A 24,392-nucleotide genomic window follows, 5' to 3' on the forward strand; every position below is an offset into this window, starting at 1 on the left:
AAAATCAACGCATCCGAGGTAAAATCGGGTCGGCGCCGGGAGCGTCCAAGCTGGGACGCGGGGGTTTGTGTTCCACCTGCTCTGACGAGCGGCCGGGTAGCGGTGGTCAGCCCGGCTCGACCTTGGCATTCCATCGGAGCCGTCCCGTATGACCGACGTTAGGGTTCGCATCGTTGGCGGTCATGGGTCATCCGGGATAGCCTTCGCGTTGTCTGTCCATAAGGACAAAGCGGTTCGAAGGACGTTTCCAGAGCCGAGAGACAGTCCGGGTCTTCGTTGGGCGCGTGGTTTGCACAGCTGCGGCTTGAAACCGCATCCCGGCCCACGACGCCGACCCGATACACCGAAGCAATGTGATCTGCACTGCTGCGGATGCTGGGCCATATAACCCATGTGGTTATAAATGTCAAGATGCCGGCTGCTTCAAATCACACAGCACAGCTGCGAACTGCGCAGCCATCCGGCTTCCCCATGCCCCGCTGTCCCGGAATCGCGCGGTTGGCATGCGCCTTGCTGAACGGCTTGCCCATTCCCGCAAGGAGAGCATGCGTGCCCCAGTCCCACCCCGCCGGCCGATCCGTTTCCGCAAGGACCGCGCGTCATGACTGACCGGTCGCGCCGCGCATTTCTTGCCCGGGGCGCCCTGCTGTCGGGGGGACTGGCGCTGGGGACCGGGCTGCTGTCAGCCTGCGGCAAGGAAGCGCCCGCTACCGCCACCGGCGGCAGGCCGCAGCGCGGCGGCAAGGCCCGCATCGCCATCATCTCGGGCGCACAGACCGGCAATCTCGACGCGCACAAGCCGCTCGGCACCGGCTCGTTCCGGGGCTGGGCGCTCTACAGCAAGCTGTGGGAGTGGAACCGCCAGGCCAACCCCGAACTGGCGCTCGCCGAGTTCGCCGACGTCAATGCCGACGCGACGCAGTGGACCATCCGCCTCAGGAAAGGGCTGGAATTTCACCACGGCAAATCGATCCGCGCCGAGGACGTCATCTACTCCCTGCGCCGCCTGACCGACCCGGCGCTGGCGTCGCCTTACGGCTCCTACATCCCCGGATTGCAGCGCGACGGGATCAGGGCGCTCGATCCGCTGACCGTCACCATCCCGTTCGAACAGGGCCACGGCCTTGCCGCCCTGCCCGAACTGTGGATGAGCTGGGGCGGCATCGTGCCGACCGACTACGATCCGGTGAAGAACCCGGTCGGCGCCGGGCCTTACCGCCTCAAGAGCTTCACGCCCGGCCAGCGTTCGGTCTTCAGCCGGTTCGAGAACTACTACAAGCCGGAACAGCCCTGGCTGGACGAGGTCGAGATCATCGACTTCAAGGACCCGATCGCGCGGCTGCAGGCGATGCAGACCGGGCAGGTGGACGTGGCGCCGACGATCGGCTTCGAGCAACTCGCCTTCTTCAAGTCCTCCGACCAGTTCCAGCTCGTCTCCTCCGAGACCGATGGCTGGCAGGGCTTCGCGATGAACCTGAGCAAAGCGCCATTCGACGATCCGCGCGTGGCGAAGGCCTTCCGTCTGATCGCCGACCGCGAGGAACTGGTGAAGCGCGTGCTGCACGGCCAGGGCCGCGTGGCGAACGACCTCTATTCGCCCAGCGACCCGACGTTCGACCACACCATCCCGCAGCGCCGGCGCGACATCGCCGAAGCGCGCAGCCTGCTGCGCTCGGCTGGACATGGCAGCGGGCTGACGGTGGAACTGGTGACGACGGCAGGTGCGGGCGGCAATGCCGCGATCGTGTTCGCCGAGCAGGCGCGAGAAGCCGGCGTCACGGTGAAGATCAGGCTGGTGGACGATTCCATCTTCGCCGGGCCGGACAAGAACAACTGGACCTTCAGCACGGTATCGGGCGTTTCGCGGCCGTTCCTGCTCACGCTGCAGCAGCATGACGGGCCGCGCTCGGCGGGCAACAAGACGCATTTCAACGATGCGGAGTTCACCCGCCTCGTCACGCAGGCCGCAGGGCAGCCCGATGTCGAGAAGCGCAAGGCCCTCGTCAGCGCGGCGCAGCGTATCCAGCACGACAAGGGCGGTCTGCTGATCTGGGGCTTTTCCAACAACCAGGACGCCGCCGCCAATGCCATCGGCGGCGTCACGCCCGACCGCACCGCCTTTTCCGCCTGGCGCACCGACGCACTTTGGCGGCACGCCTGACCTGACCATCACTCTACGGAGCACTCCACTTTGCCCCTACCCGTCCGTCATTGCGAGCGAAGCGAAGCAATCCAGGGCAGTTGACGCCGCTCTGGATTGCCGCGCGGCTGTGCCGCTCGCAATGACGAAAGGAAGGGACCGAGGCCATCCACTTCAAACACCGACAAGGATACGATCATGAGCGATACGGAAATCCTGTTCACCCGCTGCGGCGGCGCCACTGCCTCCACCATCGCGATCCAGCAGGGCTTCCTGCACGACGAGTTCGGCGATGACGTCACCTTGCGCTCGCTGCAGGAATCGGGCGACGCGGCGGTGCGCGAGAGCCACTTCGACCACTCGATCCCCTCGATGTTCCGCGAAGGCGGCAACATTCCTCCCATCTGGGCCCGCGCGAAGGGGGCGGACACGGTGGTGCTGGCGATCAGCTGGGTGGACGAATTCCAGTCCATCGTCACCCGCGCCGACAGCGACATCCGCACGCTGGCGGACCTCAGGGGCAAGCGGCTGGCGGTGCCGCTTTATGCCGGCATCTCGATCGACTTCCAGCGCGGCGCCAATTTCCACGGCCTTGCCAACGGGTTGGCGGTCGCGGGCCTCACCCGCGACGAAGTAACCTTCGTGGACGTGCCGGTGGAGCGCAACGTCTACGGCGCCACCGGGCGCGGATCGGGCCCCGGATCAGGCGGGGCGGAACTGGACGCGCTGTTCGACGGGCGCGTGGACGCCGTGTTCCTGCGCCAGTCCTCCGGCCTGCGCCTGCTGCGCGAACATGGCACGGCCCTGCACGAACTCGTGCGCCTGACCGACCAGCCCAATCCGCTCCACCGCATCAACAACGGCACCCCGCGTCCGCTGACCGTCCACCGCAGTTTCCTCGAGCAGAACCGCAATCTCGTGGTGCGCTACATCGCCGCGCTGCTGCGCGCAGCCGAATGGGCCGAGGCCAATCCGGAAGCCGCGCTCGATGCCCTGACCGCCGAAGACGGCCGTTCGGACCGCGAGACGATCGCCGCCACCTTCCCGCGCTACGCCACCAGCCTGCACCCGCGCCTGACCGAGGACTATGTGGCGGGCCTCTCGGCGCAGAAGGACTTCCTACGTGACTGGGGCTTTCTGGAGGCCGACTTCGACGTCGCCGCGTGGATCGACCGCGGCCCGCTGATCGAGGCGCGTACCCTGATCGCCGCCGAAAGCCGTGTCGCCGCCGAATAAGGAGCGCAAGCCATGACCGACAGCATCGACATCGAACTGGCCGACTATATCGCCAGGGCCCGCGACGACGCAGCGCACGCCTTCCGGTTCCTCAAGGACAGCGGCACGCTGACCGCCAGCCTGATCTTCAACGTTGCGCACAAGGTGCCCGATCGCGATGTCCTGCTCGCGTTCCGCTTTCCCTCGCCGTGGTCGCGCGACAGCGAGGTGAAGGTCGCCGCATCGCGCTTCTCGGATGCCAGGGATTCCGTGCTGAACGAGACGCGGCTGGGCGCGGATACGCTGATCCACGCCCATACGCCGCACCTTGCCGCATGGTCGCTGGCGCACAAGCCGTTCCCGATCCTCTACGTCGCGGCCCAGCGCCACCTGCTGGCGCGCGAGATTCCCAACCATCTGGAGCGCCGCGTCAGCGTGCTGGAGACGATCCGCGAGCGTCTGGACACCTACCCCGACCTCGCGCCGCCACCGGGTCTGCTGGAAAGCAACGGCGGCGCGAACTTCTGGGGCAAGGGCATCGTCGATACCGCGCAGCTTGTCCTGTTGATCGAGGAATCCGCCCGCCTGCAGGCCATCGCCGCGCAGATCGGCGGGGCGCAGGTCTATACCGAAGGTGCGCTCGACCTGCAGTGGAAGCGCACCGGGCTGCTCGAGAAGGGCCGCTCGTTCACCCGCGAATTCGCACCGGCCTGAGGGGGCAACGGCTGGTGCCCACAGGAAGGGCCGCCGCTTGCGACCCCGGCGGCCCTTCCTGTCGGTTAAAGCACCTGCACCGCATCCTCGAACGACAGCCGCACGCCGCGTTCGGAAATCTGGCTGCGATCGCCGTAGCCAAGGTTCAGCACCAGTAGCGAGCGATAGCGGCCGTCCGGGAAGAACGCGCGGTCCAGCGCCGCCGCGTCGAAGCCGGTCATCGGCCCCACATCCAGCCCCAGCGAGCGCGCCGCCACGATCAGGAAGCCTGCCTGCAGCGCGGTGTTGAACACGCCCGCCGACTCCCGCTTCGCCGGATCGGTGAAGAAGCCGCTGAGATCGCGGCCCGGATGGATCTGCGGCAGGCGTTCGGGAAACGCGCTGTCCCATGCAACGATGGCGTTGAGCGGCGCCGCCAGCGCCTTGTCGCGGTTGCTGCTCGACAGCACCGCGCCCAGCCGCTCGCGCGCCTCGGCCGACCGGATGAAGACGTAGCGCGCGGGCTGCGAATTGAAGCCGGTGGGCGCCAGCTTGGTCAATTCGTAGAGTTCGCGCACCGTCTCCTCCCCCACGGCGCGCGGCTGGTAGCGGTGGTTGCTGCGGGCATTGCCGAAGATCTGGTCGAGCGATGCGACGGGCAAAGTCATGGTGGTCATGCGCTATCTCCTCAGGCGACCGACAGCAGCGGCCGGGTGCGCCGGGCATTGAGCAGCGGCACCTCGAAACCGTGGTCGAGGTCGAGCAGCGGGAACAGCAGGTGCGCCACGCGGTGCGCTTCCTCGATCAGCGGCCAGCCCGAAAGGATGAACGATTTCGCCCCCTGCGCCTCGAACTCGCGGATGCGGGCGGCGACGTTCTCGGCGCTGCCGACCAGCGTGGTGCCCGCGCCCGGGCCGAGGATGCCGAAGCCGTGCAGCGCCGGGCCGGTCCAGATATTCGGATATATCTCGAAGTCGCGGGCCTTGGGCCACCGCCCGCTGCGCAAGGTGTCGAGGTTGCGGTTCACTTGCGGATCGGCGCTGCGGTAGGTCTCCAGCGTCTCGCCCGGCGGCAGGAAGCGCTTGAGGCCCTGGTATGCATAATCGAGCGAGGTCTGGTCGATCAGCCACTGCGCGTAGTCCCAGGCTTCTTCCTCGGTCTCGCGTACGATGATCTGGAGGCGGGTGCCATAATCCAGCGTGCGGCCCAGCTTCGCGGCCTCCGCGCCGACCCGGCGGAACTTGTCGCCGAGGCGCGGCGGGGTGTCGGCGAAGCTCAGGTACGTATCGAGCAGCTGCACCGAATGGGCCACCCCGGGCGCGGACGTGCCCGCGCCCCACAGCGGCACGGACGGACGCTCCGCCCCTTCGTGGGCCGGGCGATAGCCGCGCGCAGGCGGCGGGGTAAGCTGGATATACTTGCCGTGGAAGCCCTCCGGATCGCCCGAATAGGCATGCTTGAAGGCGCGCCAGTACTCGAGGCTGTAGTCGTAGCGCTCGTCATGTTCGAGAAACATGCCATAGGCCTGCTGCGTCGCGTCGTTGCCGTTCACCGCGTTCAGCGCCAGACGTCCGCCCGAGAACTGGTTGATGGTCAGCGCGATCTGCGCGAGCTTGGCGGGCGAGAGCAGGCCCGGATGGATCGCGCCCAGGAACGTCATGCGCTTCGTCACCGAAAGCGTCGCGGCGGCCACGGTCAGGACGTCGTTGCCGCCGTAACCGGTCGCCAGCAGGGCGCCGTAGAAGCCCAGCTTGTCGATCGTCGCGGCCAGTTGCTGAAGGTGGTCGAAGCCGGTGTCCCAGCGCCCCTTCTCCTCCCAGGGGACCACGCCGTCCGGTGCGGTGAGATACCAGAGTAGCTTGACTGCCATATGCCTCGACCTTTCGCTGTTGTGCGAAAATCGTAAGCAAGTCCTGGGCCATCACGGATTATCACTATATTTCAAATCGATGCGATGGTCGCCTCGCCGCGACATGCTGCGAAATCACCATGCGTTGCGAACTGTTCAACGCGCCGCCGCAATGCGCAGATTCCACCAGCCACCGCTCCGAACATATCATTGAATTAAAACAACAAACCCCTCTGGCACGCGCTTTGCTTAACAGCCTGCAAGGGTGGAGCGGCCGCACCGGGGGGTCCGCATGAGGGTTTCGGCTCCGCCTTGAAGACACCGGCCGCAAGAGACCGAATTGCCGGGTCGAAGCAGGAGCATCCCATGCGCGTCACCAAGTACCTTATCGCCGCCAGCGCCCTGTCGCTGGCGTTCACCGCCACCGCCCATGCCGAGACCGCCGAGGAGGGGGCTGCCGAAACCGCCGACAGGGACGGGGACGCGATCACCGTCAACGGCGAGCGGCTGAACAAGGAAACGTCGATCCTCTCGAGCCGCGCGCCGACCTCGATCTACGGCACCGGCGAGACGCTGCTGAACACGCCGCGCTCGGTCACCCAGATCAATACCGAGCAGCTCACCAAGGACATCATCACCAGCTCCGACGATCTCGCCAAGTACGCGCCGGGCATCACGCGCGGCGGCGGGCAGAACGCAGGGATCGTTCCGACCTTGCGCGCACAGGGCTCCGAAGTGTTCCAGGACGGCCAGCGCGGCTATGCCGTACGCCACCCGGCAAACTTCAACGCCTACGAAGGCGCGGACATCGTCGCCGGTCCCTCCTCGGTGATCTTCGGTTCGGTGACGGGCAGCGGCGGCTATATCAACTACCTGACCAAGAAGCCGGACTTCGACCAGCGCCGCTCCAGCCTGACGACGCGCATCGGCTCGATCATTCCGGACGGCAAGTCGAAGTTCGGCTTCACCGTGACCGGCGACGACACCGCGCCGATCAGCGACACCCTGGCCTACCGCACCAGCATCACGGTGCAGAAGCAGGACGACTACTACGACAACGTGAAGAACAACTTCTACGCCTTCTACGGCGCGCTGGCATGGAAACCGGCGAGCAACTTCCGCGCCGACCTCAACGCCTCCTACGACAACTACTACGACTGGAACGTCACGCACGGCTGGAACCGCGCGACGCAGTCGCTGGTGGACGACGGCCTCTACTACGCGGGGCGGGCGACGCCGATCATCCAGAACGGCTCGACTTACTGGTCGCCGGTCTTCGCCTCGGGTGACGCGAATTCCGCCACCACCGGCTGGGTGCAGCGCGCGCGCAATTCCGCGGGCCAGTACGTGGTCGTGCCCGGCACCTTCCAGACCGCCTCGCCCAACACCCAGACGAGCCCCGGCACCGTACGCGGCTGGGTCTACGACCCGACGCTGGAAGGCAACGAACTGACCAAGATCTCCCGCCAGCGCTCACAGCGCGCGGAGGACCAGAACACCTCCAGGCGCTTCACCGCGCAGCTCAAGCTGAACTGGGACGTCGGCGAGCACACCAGCGTGGTCAACAGCACCTTCTACGAGCGCTCCAGCGACACCACCGACGCCACCGGATCGTTCCAGGTGCAGTCGCGCGACCGCATCTTCGACAACCGCCTCGAGGTGCGCCACAGCTTCGACTTCGGCGGCGGCATTGTCGACGACAGCAATACCGGCGTGATCTACCGGCGCGAGACCAACCGCTCGATCGCGGCGAACAACAGCTTCGGCACGAGCATCTACGCCTATGACCTGACGCTCGATCCCTCGACCAAGAACCCGGGCGACCTGCTGGGCATCACCACCGCCAATCCCAACGGTGGCAACGCGGCGTGGATCGGCACGGCGGGCCAGCCGCAGTATTCCAACTACTTCGGCTGGCTGAGCCTGCCGCCGATGTATTACGCGGGCAACGGTCTCTACGCGGAATCGGTCGCCGCCTATACCTCGCAGACGGCCTGGACGACGATCACCGCCTTCACCCAGCACAACCTCAAGTTCGGCGACTTCGCGGGGCTGAACGTGGGCGGCAGCCGCAGCTGGGTCGATGCCTCGATCAGGAACCCCTTCCCGCTGCCCGGCGCCAGCGAGCGCAAGGACGACGGCGACTTCAAGCTCTACTCGGTCCAGGTCAGCCCTTACGTCAAGCCGACCGCAAGCTCGACGATCTACTTCACGTACGACCGCTCGATCGCGATCAACACCGGCCTGTTCTCCAACGGCCTCACCTGGGGCAGCGGCGCGGCGGCGAACCTGCTCAACCCGCTGCAGTTCAAGAGCCTGAGCGAGCTTTACGAAGTCGGCATCAAGGCCGAGCCGATCGCGGGCCAGCTGTTCGTGACCCTCTCCGGCTTCAAGCAGGCCCGCGACCAGAGCCCCGACCAGTTCAACAACATCGCCCGCCTCAAGGTGAAGGGCATCGAGACCACCCTGCGCTACCAGCCGAGCGAAGCCTGGCGCACCGGGCTGAACTTCAACTACCTGTCCGCCTACAACGAGTACACCTCGCAGGCCGGTTTCGCCCCGCGCGGCTTCGTGGCGGACAACGGAACGGTGTTCAGCGACAGCAACGTGCTCAACCAGCTGCCGGCGGGCCGCTTCGACGCGGTGCAGATCCCCAAGTACAACCTCAGCGGCTACCTCGACTGGCGCCACCCTTCGGGCTTCGGCGCGGAACTGTCGGGCTGGCTGACAAGCCCGTGGTATCTGAACCTCAGCAAGACGGTGCGCATCCCCACCAGCTACAACCTCGACCTTGGCCTGTTCTACCGCCAGCCGCGCTGGAACGCGCAGATCCAGGTGCAGAACCTGACCGACCAGCTGAACTTCGTGAGCGGCCTGACAGGCTCGACCAACACCTTCCTGCAGCCCACGCGCGGGCGCTCGATCACGGCGCAGTTCGGCTTCAACTTCTGACGGCGAAACGCCCCGTCCCGGTAGCGGGACGGGCGTGATACCAAGCGATACAAATTACTTTTAAGATATATCTTGATTGACGCTTATCCATCCTTATCCTGAGACGGCAAGGCACTCACCGAGTCCCCGGACATGAAACGGGACGCCGTCGATCAAGGACAGGACATGGACGATAAAGTCAGCGCGGTGCTGGAAGGCTATCACGCCCGCATCGCGCACGAACGCACGCAGCCCTTCACGCCCGGGTCCAGGGACGACCGGCTTCTCGCCGTCGGGCCGGACACGGGGCGGCTCATCAACCTGATCGCGCGCAGCCTCGATGCGCCCACGATCCTGGAGATCGGCACCTCCTACGGCTATTCCGGCATCTGGCTGGCCGAGGCCGCGCGCGCTTCGGGCGGCAAGGTCATCACGCTGGAACTGCAGGACTACAAGTCCGCCCACGCCCGCGAACAGGCGGCGGCGGCGGGACTTGCCGAATACATCGACTTCCGCGTCGGCGACGCGCTGCAACTGATCGCGGCGATCGACGAGCCGATCGACTTCGTCCTGCTCGACTTGTGGAAAGACCTCTACGTCCCCGCGCTCGACGCCTTCTATCCCAGACTGGCGCCCGGCGCGGTGATCGTTGCCGACAACATCATCCGGCCCGGCGGCGAGAACGCCCGCGCCTATGTCGAGGCCGTGCGCGCCAAGCCCGGCGTGACGAGCATCCTGCTGCCCGTGGGCACCGGGATCGAAGTCAGCCGCTATGCGCCCGCCTGAATCCAGGAGCTATCCCGATGAAGCATGAAATCACCCGCCACCGCCACGAAACGCGTCGCCGCCACCTTGCCGTGCGCGACAAGACAAGCATCACGCCGAACATGATCCGCATCGTCGTGGAAGGCGACGACCTTGCCGATTTCGTCAGCCTCGGCGCAGACGACCATGTCAAGCTGTTCCTCCCTGCCGGAGACGGCGGCGAGCAGCGGCGCGACTATACCCCGCGCGCCTACGACCGCGAGGAACGCACCCTCACGCTCGATTTCGCCGTCCACGACGCCGGCCCGGCAACCCGCTGGGCGATCGACGCGGAACCGGGCGATGCCCTCGAAATCGGCGGCCCGCGCGGTTCGGCGGTGATCTCTCCCACTTTCGACTGGTGGCTTCTCGTCGGCGACGAGACGGCGCTTCCGGCCATCGGCCGCCGGATCGAGGAACTTCCCGAAGGCGCGCACGTCATCAGCGTCGTCGCGGTGACCGGCCCCGAGGAGGAACAGCACTTCGAGACCGCCGCCCGGCTTGTGCCGATCTGGGCTCACCGTCCCGCACGAAGCGCCGACGATCCCGCTGCGCTGCTCGCCGTGCTGCGCAACATCGCGCTGCCGGAGGGCGACGGCTTCGTGTGGATCGCCGGGGAAACCACCGTGGCGCGCGCGGTGCGCGACCACCTCGTCACCGAACGCGGCCACCCGCGCGAATGGTCCAAGGCCGCCGGCTACTGGCGCAAGGGCGAAGCGGACTCGCACGGCCGGATCGAGGATTGAGCGATGCGTTCCGCCGCACCCGCGCAGACTTGCGCGGGTGCGGGCTTGCTTCTGCCCCGCAGAAGCAGCGGCCGGTGCCGTATCCACGTCAGTCGATTAAACTTTCAGTGCCCGGCCGCTTTTGAAAACAGGTTGATGACGAGCGTGCCGGCCAGGATCAGCGCGATGCCCGCCAGTGCCGGTGCGTCCAGCTGCTGGCGATAGACAACCAGCCCGATCAGCGAGATCGCGACGATCCCCACGCCCGACCAGATCGCATAAGCCACCCCCATCGGGATCGTGCGCAAGGCCACCGAAAGGCAGAAGAACGCCGCGACGTAGCACGCCACCGTCACGGCGGTGGGCACCACGCGGGTGAAGCCGTCCGTAGCCTTGAGCGCGGACGTGGCGATGATCTCGAAGCCGATGGCGCCGACAAGGTAGAGCCAGTTCATGCCTGCGGGCCTATGCCTCCCGGCGCGCGCTGGCAACCTGATTGCCCGCCTCTGGCGGTTTCGATGCAGCCACTGCGCAGATTTCGACAGCGCCGCCCCGCTCTTTCCATCCGGTCCGCCCGCACAGTCGGTTTGCGGTGTCTGGCATGGACCTTGCTGAATTGGCCCGGAAGTGACCAAGCGCCGCACCGGCACCGGGAGTACCTTTCGCAGTGCACAGACCAAGTCCAGGGAAAGCCGCAATCAGACTGGCGCCGGTGCTCGCCCTGCTGGTTCTATGGGAAATCGCCGCGTCGACCGGCATCTGGCCCAGGCAAGTGCTCGTCCCGCTCGAACAGATCGGCGCCACCCTGCTGGCGATGGCATCCAGCGGCGAGCTGGAACGCCACCTTTCGGCCAGCCTCTACCGCCTCGCCTGCGGGTTCCTGGCGGGCAGTCTCGTCGGCGTCTCCACCGGCGTTGCGATGGCGCTTTCGCGCAATGTGCACCGGCTGCTCTGGCCGACGTTCACCTGCATTCGGCAGGTGCCGACGATCGCCTTCATCCCGCTGCTGATCCTGTTCTTCGACGTGGAGGACAGCTTCAAGATCGTCATCGTTTCGGTCGCAAGCTTCTTCCCCTCCGCCCTCGCCACGCATGACGCGGTGCGCGACATCCCCGCCAGCCACCGCGAAGTCGCCCGGCTCTACCGCATGCCGCTGGCCCCCTTCCTCGCCCGGGTGATCCTGCCCGCGACGGTGCCACAAGTGCTGACCGGACTGCGGCTGGGCCTGACGCGCGGCTGGCTTTCGCTGGTCGCCGCCGAACTGCTCGCGGCCGACAGCGGGCTCGGCCAGATGATGGAGATGGGCCGCCAGCTGTTCCAGATCGACGTCGTGCTTTGCGGCGTCATCGTCGCCGGGCTGATCGGCTTTCTGCTCGACGCTTCGATGGTCCGGCTCGAACGCCACCTGAGCCGCTGGAGGACCGCGACATGAGCCTGCGCCTGCGATCCGTTTCGCTCGCCCTGCTGTTTCCGGCGCTGGTGCTCGGCTGGTGGGAGTGGGAATCGCGGCAGGGCGCGGGCCATGCTTATGCCTTCGCACCGCTGGAACAGGTCGCGCGCAGCTTGGTGGAGATGCTGCTCGACGGGCGGTTGCTGCTTCACGCCGGGGCCAGCCTCCAGCGCGCGCTGACGGCGCTGCTGATCGGCGGCTCGATCGGCATCGCCACCGGGATAGCCATGGGCCTGTGGCGGCCGTTCGACCGCACCGCCGGGCCGATCGTGACTACCTTGCGGCAGGTGCCGATCCTCGGCTGGCTGCCGCTGGTGGCGCTGTGGTTCGGCAACGGCGACGGTGCCAAGTTGCTGCTCGTCTCGCTCTCGGCCTTCTACCCGACTGTCCTCAACACCCAGAAGGGCATGCAGGCGGTCGAGGGCAAGCTGGCCGAAGTGGGCCGCCTCTACGGCTTCAACCGCCTGCAGTCGCTGCGCCTGATCGCCTGGCCCAGCGCGCTGCCACTGATCTTCACCGGCATTTCGCAGGCGCTCGCCTTCGCGTGGATCGCCACGATCGGCGTCGAGCTGCTGTTCAGCGCCACCGCCGGCCTCGGCACCGAGATGATGGCCGCGCAGGTCGCCGCGCGGACCGACGTGGTGCTCGTCTGCGTCGCCTGCGTCGGCGTGATGGGCTTTGCCCTCAACCAGCTGTTCGCCCTGCTGCGCGCCCGCCTGCTGCGCTGGCAGCCCGCCCCCGGAAACTAGGACAAGCCATGACCGACCCTCGACACTTGCGCGAACCTGCCGGGACCACCGGACCATCCCGCACCGGCGCCGTGCGCATCGCCGGCCTGTCCAAGCGCTACGCGATGTCAGGCAAATCGATGACCGTGCTGGACGACATCAACCTGTCGATCCGGCCCGGCGAGTTCGTCAGCATCGTCGGCCCCTCCGGCTGCGGCAAGTCCACGCTGCTGCGGCTGATCGTGGGCCTCGACACCGACTACGACGGCGAGATTCGGCTGGACGACACCCGCGTCGCGGGCACCGGGCTGGAACGCGGCCTCGTGTTCCAGGATCACCGCCTGTTCCCGTGGATGACGGTGGCGCAGAACGTCGAGGTGGCGCTGCTCAACCAGAAACCGCCGAAGGAACGGCGCGAACGCCTGATCGCCGAGCACCTCGCGCTGGTCGGCCTGTCCGACTTCGGCGAGGCCTATCCGCACCAGCTTTCGGGCGGCATGGCCCAGCGCGCCGCGATCGCCCGCGCGCTGGTCAACGAACCCAGGGTGCTGGCGCTGGACGAGCCGCTGGGCGCGCTCGATGCACTCACCCGCGTCAAGGTCCAGGCCGAACTCCAGCGCATCTGGATGGAAGCGGGCACCACCATGATCATGGTAACGCACGACGTCGACGAGGCGCTGTTCCTCGGCGACCGGGTGGTCGTCATGTCGCCGCGCCCGGGCCGCATCGCCCGCGTGGTGGACGTGGACCTGCCCCACCCGCGCGACCGCGCCTCGCCCCTGCTGCACCGCCTCAAGGACGAGATCCTCGGCGAACTCACCCGCGAACCGCGCGAGGAGGACGGCACGCTCGTCTCGTTTCCGGCGCGAACCCGTAGCTGATGGCCATTGGGCTTCGACAAGCTCAGCCTGAGCGGAATTGGGAAGTTTACCCCACCTCCGCTCATCCTGAGCTTGTCGAAGGATCCCGCACCACCTTGACCCGGAGTTATCCATGACCAAAGGCCGCACGTTCCTGGCCCTGCTGCTGCCCGCCCTCGCATTGCTGGGCGCCTGCTCTTCCGAAAGCGGCGAGCCGGCGGAAAAAGTCGTCGACATCGCCGGAATCGTCTCGCCGAAGAACGGGGCGAACGAGTTCATCGGCGGCCTCGCCCGGATACAGAAGGACGGCTGGCTCGACGCCGAACTGGCGAAGAAGGGCTGGAAGGCCCGCTGGGTGCCGGTGCCGCCTTCCGTCGGCGGGCCGGTGGTGAACGAGGGCTTCGCCGCGAAGACCATCGACATGGCGGCCTATGGCGACCTGCCCTCGGTGATCGCGATGGCGGGCGGCGTGAACCTCAAGCTGGTGGTCCCCAGCCGCGCGGGTTCGAACATCTACCTCGCGGTGGGCCGGGAATCGCCCGCGCGCACCTTGCGTGACCTCAAGGGCAAGCGCATCGCGCTCCATCGCGGACGGCCGTGGGAGGCGGGATTCGCGCGCTACGTCCAGTCGCAGGGCATGACGCTGGATGACTTCAAGATCATCAACGTCAATGCCGTCGCCGGACAGGCCGCGCTGACCGGCGGCAAAGTCGATGCCATCGTGCTGATCCAGGCCGAGCCCTACGTGCTGGAGGAAAAGGGCCTCGCCCGCGTCCTGTGGTCCACCAAGGATGCACCGGAAAGCTGGAAGATGGTCGCCGGAACGTTCGCGCGAAAGGACTTCATCGACGCGCACCCCGACATCGTCCAGATCGTCGTCGATGCCTTCGTACGGCAGGCGCGTTGGTCGAGCGAGGAGAAGCACCGCGACACCGTGCTGTCGTGGGGAACGCTGGGCGGCACACCGCTCAAAGCGGTCATCCGGGACGCCGAAAACAACCAGCTTCCGTGGCGCCAGCGCTATTCCCCGCTGCCGGGCCGCGAAATACAGGATCACTTCGACTTCGTGGCGGACTACGCCGCGCAGACCGGGCTGACGCGCAGCAAGGTGGACGTCTCGCACCTGATCGACCGCAGCTATGTCGACAAGGCGATCCGCGACCTGAAACTCGAAGGCTGGTGGACCGAGCCGCGCTGAGCCCCGTTCGTCATTGCGAGCGAAGCGAAGCAATCCAAGGCAGCATTAAACCGCCCTGGATTGCTTCGCTCGCAATGACGAGGGTGACAGACAACAAGGCCCGGCGAAAATCGCCGGGCTCTTTTTCGCCTACTCCGCCGCCTCCAGCCGCTGCACCGCCCGGTGCCCCAGCAACGGCAGCACTTCCTCGCCCACCCGGTAAGCCTCTTCCAGATGCGGCGTGGCGGCGAGGATGAAGGAATCCGCGCCCAGCCCGATCAGTTCGTCCAGCCGCGCCGCGACGTTCTCGTAACTGCCGACGATGCCCAGCGCCGGACCGGGGCGCAGCAGGCTGAACCCGCCCCAGACATTGGGCGAGACGATAAGGTCGCGCCAGTCCCGCGCGTCGGCCACGCCCAGCCCGGCCAGGCGCTGCACGCCCACCGAGTCCCCGCGCCGCTCGCCGAACTCGTTACGGCTGGCGGCCTTTACATTGGCGAAGCCCAGTTCGATCTCGCGCCAGGCTTCCTCTTCGGTGGGCCGGGCGACGACTTCGACGCGGATCGCGCACTTGATGGCGCGGCCGAGTTCGGCGGTGCGCGCCTTCACCTGATCGAACTTCTGCGCCAGTTGCCCGAACGGCTCCAGCCACGAGAGGTAATAATCGGCGTGGCGCGCGGCCGACTGCAACGCCGCCTCGGACGAGCCGGAGAAGTAGATCGTCGGCAGATCCTCCTGCGCCAGCGCCGGCGGCAGGGCGCCGTTGTCGACCTCGTAGAAGCGGCCCTTGTGCGTATAGGGGCCGTCCTTCCACACGCCCTTCATCACGTCGAGGAACTCGGTGGTGCGGCCGTAGCGATCGTCGTGGTCGAAGGGGTCGCCCCACCAGCGCTGCGCCGGACCGCCGCCACCGGTGATGATGTTGTAGACCACCCGCCCGTTGGTCGCCCGTTGCAGGCTGGCGGACATGCGCGCGGCGCGCACGGGGCTGAGGAATCCCGGCTGGAACGCGATCATGAAGCGGAAGGCCTTGGTCGCCCGCGCAAGCGCGGCGGAGATCACCCAGGGGTCGTCGGTCATCGGGAACGAGGGCAGCAGCCCGCCGACGAAACCGGAAATCTCCGCCGCGCGCGCGATCTCGGCCATGTGGTCGAGGTAGCTGGTCCCGTCGGGCCCGCCGTCCACCAGCCCCGGCGTCTGGTTGCCGGGGGCCAGCGGCGACCAGTCTCCCCGGTTGAAGCTGCGCTCGCGGATCGAGCTGCTGCATCCATGCGTGGGGATGCGCCAGTAGAAATCGATGCTCATGTCGTTGCCCTTTCCTTCAGGCGGCGATCGCCGCTGCGCGCACGCGGCCGATGACCTGCTCGCCCGCGACGTGGACTTCGTGAATCTGGTTGGTGGCCGACAGCACGGCGATATCGAGGCCCGCCCGTTCGAGGTCCGCGAGCGTCGCGGCGACCTCATCGTACGTGCCGACCAGCGTATCGGCCGAGGGCGCCGTCCGCCCGCGCTCCACCGCGACGTCGGCCGCTTCGGCGCGGGCGAGCAGCGGTATCCGCGCGGCGATGCGCAAATCCGGGTAGGCATCACGCGCGCCCGACACGAAATCGCCGAGTGCCTCGATCGACAGGCCGGTATCGAGCAGCAACACTTCGGCATGGGCGAGCAGGTCCGCATCGGGCGCCTGCGAGGCGCGCAGCCACACCGGCGGACGGCGGCGCCCCCGTACGAGATCGCCGAAGCCGCCCTTCTCGACGACGAAGTGGCGGCCCTCCTGATCGAACGGACCGTCGCCCCAGACGCCGTCCAGCAGCGTCAACAGTTCGCCGGTGCGCGCGGGCACTTCGGCCTCGTCGATGGCGTCCCCGGCTTCCGGCCCCTGGCGCGGGTCGATCAGCCAGCCCTGCCGGTCGCCCGAGAAGCGCTGCACGCTCGCCGCCATCTTGGCGTGGTAGACGCCCGAAGCCGACCCCGGCGCGACGGCCGTGACCAGCTGCACCCGCCGCGTCTCGCGCAGCAGGGTGCCGGTGACGATCCACGGCTCCTCGCCCTCAGGCTCGTCGGGTATCACGATACCGTCGAAGCCGGTCAGCTCGGCCGCGCGCGCAACCTGCGTGAGGTAGTCGTAGTGGTTGATCTGGAGGCGGCGGCTGCCGGCATCACGGGCCGGAACCCAGGGCCGGTCACCATCGCCCCATTCGGCGCGGCGCCGGTCGGCCGCCGCAGTGCTCGACAAGTGCCAGTAGAAACGCAGTGCCATCGGTGGCTCCCTTCGATCGAGATATTGCGGTTTCTCCGAAGCATGGACCGTGCCATGCTCGGCAAACCACGGCGCTTCCCGCGCCTCGGTTCCTGCGTGCCGCCCTGCTGCGCAATTCTGCGCAGCGCAGCGTCGCGATCTGGACACGCGAGCGGCCGGAACCGCTCAATCGCGCCATGGCCCGGCGCTGGCACGGCCTTTGCTTTCAGGCCGGCGAACGAACGGAGATGCGGTGCGGTGAGCGTGACTGGGACTGGGGAACTCGATCGGATCTGGCTGGTACGCTCGCCGGTGCCCGCCGCATCGAGCATCGCCTGGTCGCTGGGCTGGCTCGACGCCGATTTCGGACGGGACGGCATCGCCGTGAACTGGCTGCGCGAGGACCGTCTGCGCGTGGTCGAGCATGACCATCACGACATGACGCGGGCGCTGTTTCGCGAGGGCGGCAACATCCCCGCCCTCGCGGCGCGGGCGCTGGGCGCGGAAACCCGCGTGATCGGCCTGACCTGGATCGACGAGCGGCAGGCGATCATGGTGCGCCCCGGCGAACAGGTGCTCGATCCCGCGCACCTCAAGGGGCTGCGCTTCGCCCTGCCGGGCTACGTCTCGACGCGGGGCGCCTCGGTCGTGCGCGGCATGTCGCTGCACGGGATCAAGAACGCGCTGCGGCTGGCCGGACTCGAACTGGAGGACGTGACGCTGGTGGACGTGCCGACGCCGCAAGTGGACTTCTCCGAACCGCAGATGATGCAGCGCATGTGGTCGGGCCTTCAGGCGCTGGCCGAAGGGCGGGTGGACGCGGTCTACGTCAAGGGCGCCGCCGCCGCCGAAGCCGCGATGGCGCTAGGGCTCGAAGTGGGCATCGACCTCGACGCCTATCCCAGCCGCATGACGCGGGTGAACAACGGCACCCCGCGTCCGATCGTCACCCATCGCCACATGATCGATGCGCATTTCGACCTCGTCGTGCGCTTCCTTCACCAGACCCTGCGCGCCGCCGACTGGGCCGCCGGGCATCCGGTGGAACTGAAGCACATCCTGGAGCGCGAGACTTTCGCGGGGCCGGTCGGCGTCGAGGCCGCCTATCGCGACGGCTTCCACCGCGCGCTTCACCCCGACCTTTCCGCCGAGCGGATCGACATGCTGCGCGTGCAGGAGCGCTTCCTGCGACTGCACGGCTTCCTCGAAAAGTCAGTGGACGTCGATGCCTGGGTGGACGCCCGCCCGCTCGCCGCCGCACTGGCGCTGAGGGCGCTCGACCGCGCCGCCTGAAGGTAACGCTTGCCAGTCGGCTATATTCTCTACTATTCCTATAGACAATGAGTCGATGGCACAGTGCGCGGCGAGGAGGCACGAACCATGGCGTTAGCGAAACACCGGTCGGAAGCTCTGGCAGGGCGAGGCAGCGGCAGGACGATCCTGTCGCTCGACCCTACAAATCCCGCGATTCCGGCGATCCGCGCACGGGCCTTCGTGTTTTCCGATCCTCGCTCGCGGGCGATGGTGCCGCTGATCGAGCGCACCGCGCCCAGCGAGGCCACCGTGCTCGTCACCGGGGAAACCGGCACCGGCAAGGAATTGGTCGCCCGCTACGTCCACGCGCTGAGCGATCGCCGCAGCGGCCCTTTCATCGCCGTCAATTGCGGCGCCTTCTCCGAAAGCCTGATCGAATCGGAACTGTTCGGGCATGAACGCGGCGCCTTCACCGGCGCCATGGACGCCCGCCCCGGCTGGTTCGAGGCGGCGAACGGCGGCACCCTGTTCCTCGACGAAGTGGGCGACCTGCCGCAGTCTCTGCAGGTCAAGCTGCTGCGCATCCTGCAGGAGCGCGAGGTGGTCCGGCTCGGCGCGCGCAAACCCGTCGCGCTCGACGTGCGGCTGATCGCGGCGACCAACCTGGACCTCGCCCGGGCCGTCTCCGGAGGCCGTTTCCGCGAAGACCTGTTCTATCGCCTCAACGTCGTCGCCCTGCCGATCCTGCCCTTGCGTGAGCGGCGTGCGGACATCCTGCCGCTGGCCCGGCACTTCCTCGAACTGTACGGGACGAAGATCGGGGCGGGGCGACTGGAACTCACTGCGGGGGCGGAAGAAGCGCTGTTCTCCCACCCCTGGCCCGGCAACATCCGCGAACTGGAAAACGCGATCCTGCGCGCGACCCTGACCTGCATCGACGGCCAGATCACCGCCAACGACCTCGCGCTCCATGCGCTCGATGCCCGGCCGCAAACGATCCGCCCCGCCCCTGAGGAACCGTCCGCAGAATTGCCTGCAGCGGCGGCCGACCAGGCCATCATGGAAGATCGCCTTACCCCGCTGGTCGCGCGCTTTCTCGAGGAGAAACAGGGCGCCCTGCTCGACCGCACGATCGAGAACGTCGTGCGCACCGCCTTCTCGCGGTACGAGGGCAACCAGATCCGCACCGCCGCCGCACTGGGCGTGACTCGCAGCGTGCTGCGCACGCACCTGAAGAACTTCGGCCTCATCTGACACCTGCGCCCAATGGCGCATTCCCGCATCGAAATTCGCGCAGCCGGTGCGTCGATCTGAACATCGGCTGCCGTCCGGCCGTATCAAACCCCTGACAGAACGGCATTTTGCGTCCTTGGCACGCCGTTTGCTCTGCCTGTCCGCGAACACATCGTTTCCGGTTCGCAGACAAGGACAATACACGCCATGGCATCCAGGGGCCTCAAGACCTTCACTTTCCCGCGCGGCACCGGCAGCGCCGGTGCATCGGCCCTTGCCCTCTCGCTGGCCCTGTCGCTTTCCGGCGCGGCCCATGCCGAGGAAGCGGACGCGGGCGAGTCCGGCAGCGACGTCATCCTCGTCACCGCGCAGAAGCGCAGCCAGAGCGTGCAGGACGTGCCCGCATCGGTGGTGGCACTGGGCGGCGATGCCCTGCGCGACCGGCTCATCACCCGCGCCAGCGACATCTCGCGCTTCGTGCCCAGCTTCAGTGCGGACACCTCGGTCGGCAACCTGACGCCGCGCTGGTATCTGCGCGGCATCGGCAATTCGGTGCCCGGAAACGGCCAGACCAGCCCGGTCGGTATCTATCAGGACGAAGTCTACGTCGGTGTTCCCGTCGCGCAGGCCTTCCCGATCTTCGACCTCGAGCGCGTAGAGGTGCTGAGCGGCCCGCAAGGCACGCTATGGGGCAAGAACACCACGGCAGGCGCGGTCAACTTCATCTCGCGCAAGCCCGCCTTCGACGCCAGCGGCTATGCCCGCGCCGAATATGGCAGCTATGGCTCCACGCTGCTCGAAGGGGCATGGGGCGGTCCGCTCAGCGACAAGGTGGCGGTGCGTTTCGCCGGTCACTTCCGCGATGACGACGGCTTCGCGAAGAACCGGCACGACGGCACCCCGATGGGCAAGAACCGCGAGGCCGCGGCCCGTTTCTCCGTGCTCGCCAAGCCGACCGATACGTTCGAGGCCCTGTTGCGCGTGCAGTACCGCGACTACAAGAACGTCGGCGACATCATCTACCAGGGCCTCGGCACCACCGACCCTGCCGGTTTCCCAATCGCGCAGGGCTACAGGAACAATTCCTCGTTCGGGAACAGTGGGCAGGATCTGCGCCAGCGCGGCACCCAGCTCAACCTCGACTGGGACGTGGGCGATCTGCACCTGACCTCGATCACCGGCTACAACGAATTCAAGCACCGCTCCGAACTCGGCACGCAGGTGCCGCACGAAGGCACACACACCTACAGCAGCCTGAACGCGAAGATCTTCAATCAGGAACTGCGCCTTGCTTCACCGGACGAGGGCCGCCTGAAGTGGATCGTCGGCGCCCACTACTATTACGAGAAGTTGGATTCCGAGGCGGTCACCGCAGTGCTGCCCAACACCGTCGGCCTCGCCCCGGCCTGGACGAACACGCAGTTCACCCAGAGCAACAACAGCTACGGCCTCTTCGCCAATGTCACGTACGAGCCGCTCGACAACCTCGAGATCATCCTGGGCGGCCGCTACACGTGGGAGGACAAGGCGATCGATCTCGACACCATCGGCACCGCGACCGGCGGCACCGGCACGCTGACCTTCCTCGACACCGTGGCGTTCTGGTCGCGCAATTCGGTGACCGGCACCCGCATCGCCACCCGCGCGGCGCAGGACGAGAAGCGCAACTGGCGCGCGTTCACGTATGACGCAACGGCGAAGTACAACTTCACGCCGGGCCTCAATGTCTATGCCCGTTACGCCAAGGGTTTCCGCTCGGGCGGGTTCAACCCGGGCGCGACGCTGCAGACGCAGGTGGCCACGGTAAACCCCGAATACGTCAAGAGCTATGAGGTCGGCGTGAAGTCCGAATGGCTGGGCGGCCGTCTGACCGCCAACCTCGCGGCGTTCTACAACGACTACAGCAACATCCAGGTCACGGTGATCCAGTTGCCGCTCAGCCAGTTGTCGAACGCGGGCAAGGGCTGGTCGAAGGGCGCCGAAGCGGTCCTGACCGCGCGGCCTTTCGATGCGCTGCGCCTGTCCGGCACGCTCGGCCTGCTCGACACCAAGTACACCGAATTCCCGAACTGCAAGGCGGGCGTCGATTGTTCTGGCAACCAGTTCGTCCGCGCGCCGCACGTGACCGCCAGCGTCAGCGGCGAATACACCTTCGATGTAGGCGGCGGCCATAGGATCGTCGCGGAGACCAACTGGTCCTATCGCTCGCACCTCTACTTCAACGCCGGCACGCAGGCCGCGCCGCTGGAGCAGGATCCCAAGTGGCTGGGAAATGCCTCGCTGGCCTGGCAGCTGCCGAGCGACATCAGGGTCTCCGTCTTCGCGCGCAACGTGACCAACAGCCACGCCGCCTCGACGATCATCCCTTCGGCGAACTTTGGCTACATCAAATACATCATCGAGCCCCGCGTGTGGGGCGGCGCCGTTTCGGTGACCTTCTGATCCCGCGCTCCCATAAAAAGGAAACCGACATGGCCACGCAGACTGCTACGCATGCATCCACCGCGCCCGATGAAATCTGGTTCACCCGCTGCCCGGTGCCGACAGCGACCGGGCTCGCCTACAAGCTGGGCTGGCTGACCGAGGAATTCGCAAGCGAAGGCATCCCGGTGCGCACGCTTCAGGAATCGACGCCCGAGATCGCGCTGCGGCACTACGACCACCGCCTGCCCACGCTGATCCGCGAGGGCGGCAACATCCTCGCTTTCGCCGCACGCGCACAGGGCGAGCCGACCAAGCTCGTCGGCCTGACCTGGATCGAGGAAAGCCAGGTCATCCTCGTCCGCCCCGATTCCGGCATCACCCAGCCCGCGCACCTCAAGGGCAAGCGCCTTGCCCTGCCCAGCTGGACCGACCACGAGATTCCCAGCCACTTGCGCGGCACCAGCATCGGGCGAGGCATGTCGCTGCTCGGCTACAAGGGCGCGCTGCACGCGGGCGGCCTGACTTTCGACGACGTCGATCTCATCGAAGTGGACGGCACCATCCGCAACATCGGCGGCGCGGGGCGTGACAGGCAACCCGGAAGGGGCACGATCAACAGGCTCTGGGCCATCGATGCGCTGGCGAACGGTGATGTGGACGCGGTCTATGTCAAGGGCGCCTCGGCTCTGGACGGCGCGCGCGAGGCGGGCGTCGTCATCGGCATCGATCTCGATGCGCTGCCGAACAAGGCCTCGCGCGTGAACAACGGCACGCCGCGCCCGATCACCGTCCACCAGAGCCTGATCGACGATCACTTCGACCATCTCGTCCGCTTCCTCGAAGTGACTCTGCGCGCCGCCGACTGGGCCGCGCAGAATGTCGCGAAAGTGCACGAGATCCTGCAGTTCGAAACGCGCGGCAGCGTGGAAGCGGTGACGCAGGCTTATGGCGCGGACTTCCACAAGACGCTGCATCCCACGCTGGATGCCGAGCGCCTTGCCCTGTTCGATCAGCAGAAGAAGGCGCTGGGCCTGTTCGGCTTCCTGGAACGCGATTTCCCGCTGGCCGACTGGGTCGATCCGCGCCCGCTCGCGGCCGCTTACGAGCGGTTGGGGCGCGGCTGACCGGCTCGTCCTTGCAATTCCCGCCACCTTTTCGAGGTGGCGGGAAACCAGCCGTTACTTGCGCCCCCGCGGCAGGCTGCTGCGCGCGTAATCCAGCGGCGGCTTGCGATTGCCAACCAGCGGTTCGTACTTGAACCCCGCGCCCTGGCTGCGCTGCAGTTCGGCCTTGGCGTCCCGCAGCTTGTCGGGCTGGAGGAACAGTTGCGCGCCGGACAGCGCCAGCGTCTTGGCTGCCACTTCCGCGCCCTCGACACCGATCGAGGTGCCGCTGGCGGCCGCCGCCTGCCAGCTGTGCGGCGCGGTGCCGGGCACCCAGGTCGCGGTGCCGAGGCTGGCGGTCGGCACGACCCAGCTGATGTCGCCGACGTCCGACGACGCCGAACCCTTGCGCCCGAAATCATAGGTACCGATCGCCGAAGGCCCGCCCTTGGCAGCACCCTTGGGCAGCGTCCTGGCGATCTCGTCGGCGAAGCGCTGCTGCTCGGGCGTGTAGCTGTAACCGCCGACCTTGCGCAGGCTGGCGTCCACCACCCGGCCAAGCGTGTCGTTCGGCAGCGTGCCGAAGCTGCCGCCGATGATCTCGTATTCGAACTTGGTGCCGGTCGCGAGCGCGGCGCCCTCGCCCGCCTTGACCACACGGTCGAACACGTCGCGCACGACTTCGGGATCGTAGTGGCGCACGTAGTAGAAGCTCTCCGCATGCGCGGGCACGATGTTGGGCTGGTCGCCGCCGTCGGTGATCGTGTAATGCACCCGCGCATCGGAAGGGATATGCTCGCGCAAGTAGTTCACCGCGACGTTCTGGATCTCCACGCCATCGAGCGCCGACCGCCCCCGCTCGGGCGCCGCTGCCGCGTGCGAGGCGATGCCGGTAAAGCGGAACTTGGCCGTCACCATCGACAAAAGTTGCCCCTGGGAAGCGCCGTTGGAACTGCTCGGGTGCCAGCTCAGCACCGCGTCCACGTCCTTGAAGAACCCGTCGCGCACGAGATAGGCCTTGGCGAATCCGCCCTCCTCGGCCGGCGTGCCGTAAAGGCGCACGGTGCCCGGGGTGCCGCTCGCCTTCAGCCACTTCGCCAGTGCGATCGCCGCCTCGACCGAGGCGGCGCCGAGCAGGTTGTGCCCGCAGGCGTGCCCGGCAAGGCCGCCGCGCGACTGTTCGACCGGCTGGTCCACCTGCGACAGGCCGGGCAGCGCATCGTATTCGGACAGCAGCGCGATGACCGGGCCGGAACTGCCATACGTCGCGGTGAAGGCGGTGGGGATGCCGTCGGTGCCGGCCTCCACGCGGAAACCGGCGGCCTTGAGCTGCTGCTGGAGCAGCGCCGAACTCTGGTCCTCGTGGAAGCCGACCTCGGCCCACTCCCAGATCTTGCGCGCGTTGGCGGCGAGCTGGCCCTTGTGCGCGTCGATCCCCGCGAGGATCGCGGCGCTGTCCTTGTCCGACAACGTCTGTGCCCATGCCGAGGTGGCGGAGAGGCCGAGTGCGAGCACGCCGAAAGCGGCGCATATCAGGTGCTTGTGCTTCATGGGAACTCCTTTCATG

The 24,392-nt window shown here is 67.2% G+C and carries 20 protein-coding genes; 14 read left to right on the forward strand and 6 right to left on the reverse strand.

Going from position 1 to position 24,392, the window contains the following annotated elements:
• Nucleotides 1-601: 601 nt before the first annotated feature.
• The 3 genes from QRN25_RS14080 to QRN25_RS14090 all read left to right on the forward strand — a co-directional run bounded on the left by QRN25_RS14080 (nt 602) and on the right by QRN25_RS14090 (nt 4,069).
• A complete protein-coding gene (locus QRN25_RS14080) occupies nt 602-2,161 on the forward strand; it encodes an ABC transporter substrate-binding protein (protein WP_285019972.1) in 1,560 nt (519 codons plus the stop codon).
• A 177-nt stretch (nt 2,162-2,338) separates the two neighbouring features.
• Nucleotides 2,339-3,376 (forward strand): ABC transporter substrate-binding protein, encoded by a 1,038-nt coding sequence (locus tag QRN25_RS14085; protein WP_285019973.1) that lies wholly within the window; start codon nt 2,339-2,341, stop codon nt 3,374-3,376.
• 12 nt (nt 3,377-3,388) lie between these two features.
• Nucleotides 3,389-4,069 (forward strand): class II aldolase/adducin family protein, encoded by a 681-nt coding sequence (locus tag QRN25_RS14090; protein WP_285019974.1) that lies wholly within the window; start codon nt 3,389-3,391, stop codon nt 4,067-4,069.
• A 65-nt stretch (nt 4,070-4,134) separates the two neighbouring features.
• Here the strand turns inward: QRN25_RS14090 and QRN25_RS14095 are convergent, their stop codons facing one another.
• Together QRN25_RS14095 and QRN25_RS14100 are read right to left on the reverse strand one after the other, a co-directional pair.
• Nucleotides 4,135-4,725: a malonic semialdehyde reductase gene (locus QRN25_RS14095; RefSeq protein WP_285019975.1), complete on the reverse strand. Its 591-nt coding sequence runs from the start codon at nt 4,723-4,725 to the stop codon at nt 4,135-4,137.
• A gap of 11 nt (nt 4,726-4,736) precedes the next feature.
• A complete protein-coding gene (locus tag QRN25_RS14100) occupies nt 4,737-5,918 on the reverse strand; it encodes an LLM class flavin-dependent oxidoreductase (protein ID WP_285019976.1) in 1,182 nt (393 codons plus the stop codon).
• Between the two features lie 345 nt (nt 5,919-6,263).
• On the opposite strand from QRN25_RS14100, the gene QRN25_RS14105 reads away from it, so the two are divergent.
• The 3 genes from QRN25_RS14105 to QRN25_RS14115 all read left to right on the forward strand — a co-directional run bounded on the left by QRN25_RS14105 (nt 6,264) and on the right by QRN25_RS14115 (nt 10,378).
• Nucleotides 6,264-8,849, forward strand: coding sequence for a TonB-dependent receptor (locus QRN25_RS14105; RefSeq protein ID WP_285019978.1), 2,586 nt, complete (start codon nt 6,264-6,266; stop codon nt 8,847-8,849).
• Nucleotides 8,850-9,014: 165 nt separating this feature from the next.
• Complete coding sequence (locus tag QRN25_RS14110) at nt 9,015-9,614, forward strand: O-methyltransferase (protein ID WP_285019979.1); 600 nt, start codon at nt 9,015-9,017, stop codon at nt 9,612-9,614.
• A gap of 17 nt (nt 9,615-9,631) precedes the next feature.
• Nucleotides 9,632-10,378: a siderophore-interacting protein gene (locus QRN25_RS14115; RefSeq protein ID WP_285019980.1), complete on the forward strand. Its 747-nt coding sequence runs from the start codon at nt 9,632-9,634 to the stop codon at nt 10,376-10,378.
• 104 nt (nt 10,379-10,482) lie between these two features.
• On the opposite strand, the gene QRN25_RS14120 is transcribed toward QRN25_RS14115, so the two are convergent.
• Nucleotides 10,483-10,812 (reverse strand): DMT family transporter, encoded by a 330-nt coding sequence (locus QRN25_RS14120; protein WP_285019981.1) that lies wholly within the window; start codon nt 10,810-10,812, stop codon nt 10,483-10,485.
• Between the two features lie 212 nt (nt 10,813-11,024).
• Between QRN25_RS14120 and QRN25_RS14125 the strand changes: the two genes are divergently transcribed.
• The 4 genes from QRN25_RS14125 to QRN25_RS14140 all read left to right on the forward strand — a co-directional run bounded on the left by QRN25_RS14125 (nt 11,025) and on the right by QRN25_RS14140 (nt 14,593).
• Complete coding sequence (locus QRN25_RS14125) at nt 11,025-11,789, forward strand: ABC transporter permease (protein ID WP_285019982.1); 765 nt, start codon at nt 11,025-11,027, stop codon at nt 11,787-11,789.
• The gene (locus tag QRN25_RS14130; protein ID WP_285019983.1) at nt 11,786-12,556 is read left to right on the forward strand and encodes an ABC transporter permease; all 771 of its coding nucleotides are present in this window, start codon (nt 11,786-11,788) and stop codon (nt 12,554-12,556) included. Before QRN25_RS14125 ends, QRN25_RS14130 begins: the two co-directional genes overlap by 4 nt.
• Nucleotides 12,557-12,564: 8 nt before the next feature.
• Nucleotides 12,565-13,416: an ABC transporter ATP-binding protein gene (locus QRN25_RS14135; RefSeq protein WP_285019984.1), complete on the forward strand. Its 852-nt coding sequence runs from the start codon at nt 12,565-12,567 to the stop codon at nt 13,414-13,416.
• A 112-nt stretch (nt 13,417-13,528) separates the two neighbouring features.
• Nucleotides 13,529-14,593, forward strand: a complete 1,065-nt coding sequence (locus tag QRN25_RS14140; RefSeq protein ID WP_285019985.1) for an ABC transporter substrate-binding protein — start codon at nt 13,529-13,531, stop codon at nt 14,591-14,593.
• 129 nt (nt 14,594-14,722) lie between these two features.
• Here the strand turns inward: QRN25_RS14140 and QRN25_RS14145 are convergent, their stop codons facing one another.
• Both QRN25_RS14145 and QRN25_RS14150 read right to left on the reverse strand, forming a co-directional pair.
• On the reverse strand, nt 14,723-15,877 hold the full coding sequence (locus tag QRN25_RS14145; RefSeq protein ID WP_271183097.1) for an LLM class flavin-dependent oxidoreductase: 1,155 nt from the start codon (nt 15,875-15,877) through the stop codon (nt 14,723-14,725).
• 16 nt (nt 15,878-15,893) lie between these two features.
• Nucleotides 15,894-16,832 carry an LLM class flavin-dependent oxidoreductase gene (locus tag QRN25_RS14150; protein ID WP_285019986.1) on the reverse strand — a complete coding sequence of 313 codons (939 nt, stop codon included), beginning with the start codon at nt 16,830-16,832 and terminating at the stop codon, nt 15,894-15,896.
• A gap of 237 nt (nt 16,833-17,069) precedes the next feature.
• On the opposite strand from QRN25_RS14150, the gene QRN25_RS14155 reads away from it, so the two are divergent.
• The 4 genes from QRN25_RS14155 to QRN25_RS14170 all read left to right on the forward strand — a co-directional run bounded on the left by QRN25_RS14155 (nt 17,070) and on the right by QRN25_RS14170 (nt 22,846).
• On the forward strand, nt 17,070-18,104 hold the full coding sequence (locus QRN25_RS14155; RefSeq protein ID WP_285019987.1) for an ABC transporter substrate-binding protein: 1,035 nt from the start codon (nt 17,070-17,072) through the stop codon (nt 18,102-18,104).
• 87 nt (nt 18,105-18,191) lie between these two features.
• Entirely contained in the window at nt 18,192-19,319 is a 1,128-nt protein-coding gene (locus QRN25_RS14160) for a sigma-54 interaction domain-containing protein (protein WP_285019988.1), read from the forward strand.
• Between the two features lie 186 nt (nt 19,320-19,505).
• Nucleotides 19,506-21,740 carry a TonB-dependent receptor gene (locus QRN25_RS14165; RefSeq protein ID WP_285019989.1) on the forward strand — a complete coding sequence of 745 codons (2,235 nt, stop codon included), beginning with the start codon at nt 19,506-19,508 and terminating at the stop codon, nt 21,738-21,740.
• A gap of 29 nt (nt 21,741-21,769) precedes the next feature.
• Nucleotides 21,770-22,846 carry an ABC transporter substrate-binding protein gene (locus tag QRN25_RS14170; RefSeq protein ID WP_285019990.1) on the forward strand — a complete coding sequence of 359 codons (1,077 nt, stop codon included), beginning with the start codon at nt 21,770-21,772 and terminating at the stop codon, nt 22,844-22,846.
• Nucleotides 22,847-22,900: 54 nt separating this feature from the next.
• Here the strand turns inward: QRN25_RS14170 and QRN25_RS14175 are convergent, their stop codons facing one another.
• Nucleotides 22,901-24,376, reverse strand: coding sequence for an amidohydrolase (locus QRN25_RS14175; RefSeq protein ID WP_285019991.1), 1,476 nt, complete (start codon nt 24,374-24,376; stop codon nt 22,901-22,903).
• Nucleotides 24,377-24,392: the final 16 nt, after the last annotated feature.

Origin of the sequence: Novosphingobium sp. fls2-241-R2A-195, from assembly GCF_030209485.1 — a bacterium.
GTDB lineage: Bacteria > Pseudomonadota > Alphaproteobacteria > Sphingomonadales > Sphingomonadaceae > Novosphingobium > Novosphingobium resinovorum.

Coding starts and splice junctions, on each gene's coding strand:
- QRN25_RS14110 (WP_285019979.1), top strand. CDS start 9,015: ATGGACGATAAAGTCAGCGCGGTGCTGGAAGGCTATCACGCCCGCATC.
- QRN25_RS14160 (WP_285019988.1), top strand. CDS start 18,192: ATGGCGTTAGCGAAACACCGGTCGGAAGCTCTGGCAGGGCGAGGCAGC.
- QRN25_RS14145 (WP_271183097.1), bottom strand. CDS start 15,877: ATGAGCATCGATTTCTACTGGCGCATCCCCACGCATGGATGCAGCAGC.
- QRN25_RS14175 (WP_285019991.1), bottom strand. CDS start 24,376: ATGAAGCACAAGCACCTGATATGCGCCGCTTTCGGCGTGCTCGCACTC.
- QRN25_RS14115 (WP_285019980.1), top strand. CDS start 9,632: ATGAAGCATGAAATCACCCGCCACCGCCACGAAACGCGTCGCCGCCAC.
- QRN25_RS14095 (WP_285019975.1), bottom strand. CDS start 4,725: ATGACCACCATGACTTTGCCCGTCGCATCGCTCGACCAGATCTTCGGC.
- QRN25_RS14120 (WP_285019981.1), bottom strand. CDS start 10,812: ATGAACTGGCTCTACCTTGTCGGCGCCATCGGCTTCGAGATCATCGCC.
- QRN25_RS14105 (WP_285019978.1), top strand. CDS start 6,264: ATGCGCGTCACCAAGTACCTTATCGCCGCCAGCGCCCTGTCGCTGGCG.
- QRN25_RS14170 (WP_285019990.1), top strand. CDS start 21,770: ATGGCCACGCAGACTGCTACGCATGCATCCACCGCGCCCGATGAAATC.
- QRN25_RS14135 (WP_285019984.1), top strand. CDS start 12,565: ATGACCGACCCTCGACACTTGCGCGAACCTGCCGGGACCACCGGACCA.
- QRN25_RS14100 (WP_285019976.1), bottom strand. CDS start 5,918: ATGGCAGTCAAGCTACTCTGGTATCTCACCGCACCGGACGGCGTGGTC.
- QRN25_RS14140 (WP_285019985.1), top strand. CDS start 13,529: ATGACCAAAGGCCGCACGTTCCTGGCCCTGCTGCTGCCCGCCCTCGCA.
- QRN25_RS14085 (WP_285019973.1), top strand. CDS start 2,339: ATGAGCGATACGGAAATCCTGTTCACCCGCTGCGGCGGCGCCACTGCC.
- QRN25_RS14090 (WP_285019974.1), top strand. CDS start 3,389: ATGACCGACAGCATCGACATCGAACTGGCCGACTATATCGCCAGGGCC.
- QRN25_RS14165 (WP_285019989.1), top strand. CDS start 19,506: ATGGCATCCAGGGGCCTCAAGACCTTCACTTTCCCGCGCGGCACCGGC.
- QRN25_RS14150 (WP_285019986.1), bottom strand. CDS start 16,832: ATGGCACTGCGTTTCTACTGGCACTTGTCGAGCACTGCGGCGGCCGAC.
- QRN25_RS14130 (WP_285019983.1), top strand. CDS start 11,786: ATGAGCCTGCGCCTGCGATCCGTTTCGCTCGCCCTGCTGTTTCCGGCG.
- QRN25_RS14080 (WP_285019972.1), top strand. CDS start 602: ATGACTGACCGGTCGCGCCGCGCATTTCTTGCCCGGGGCGCCCTGCTG.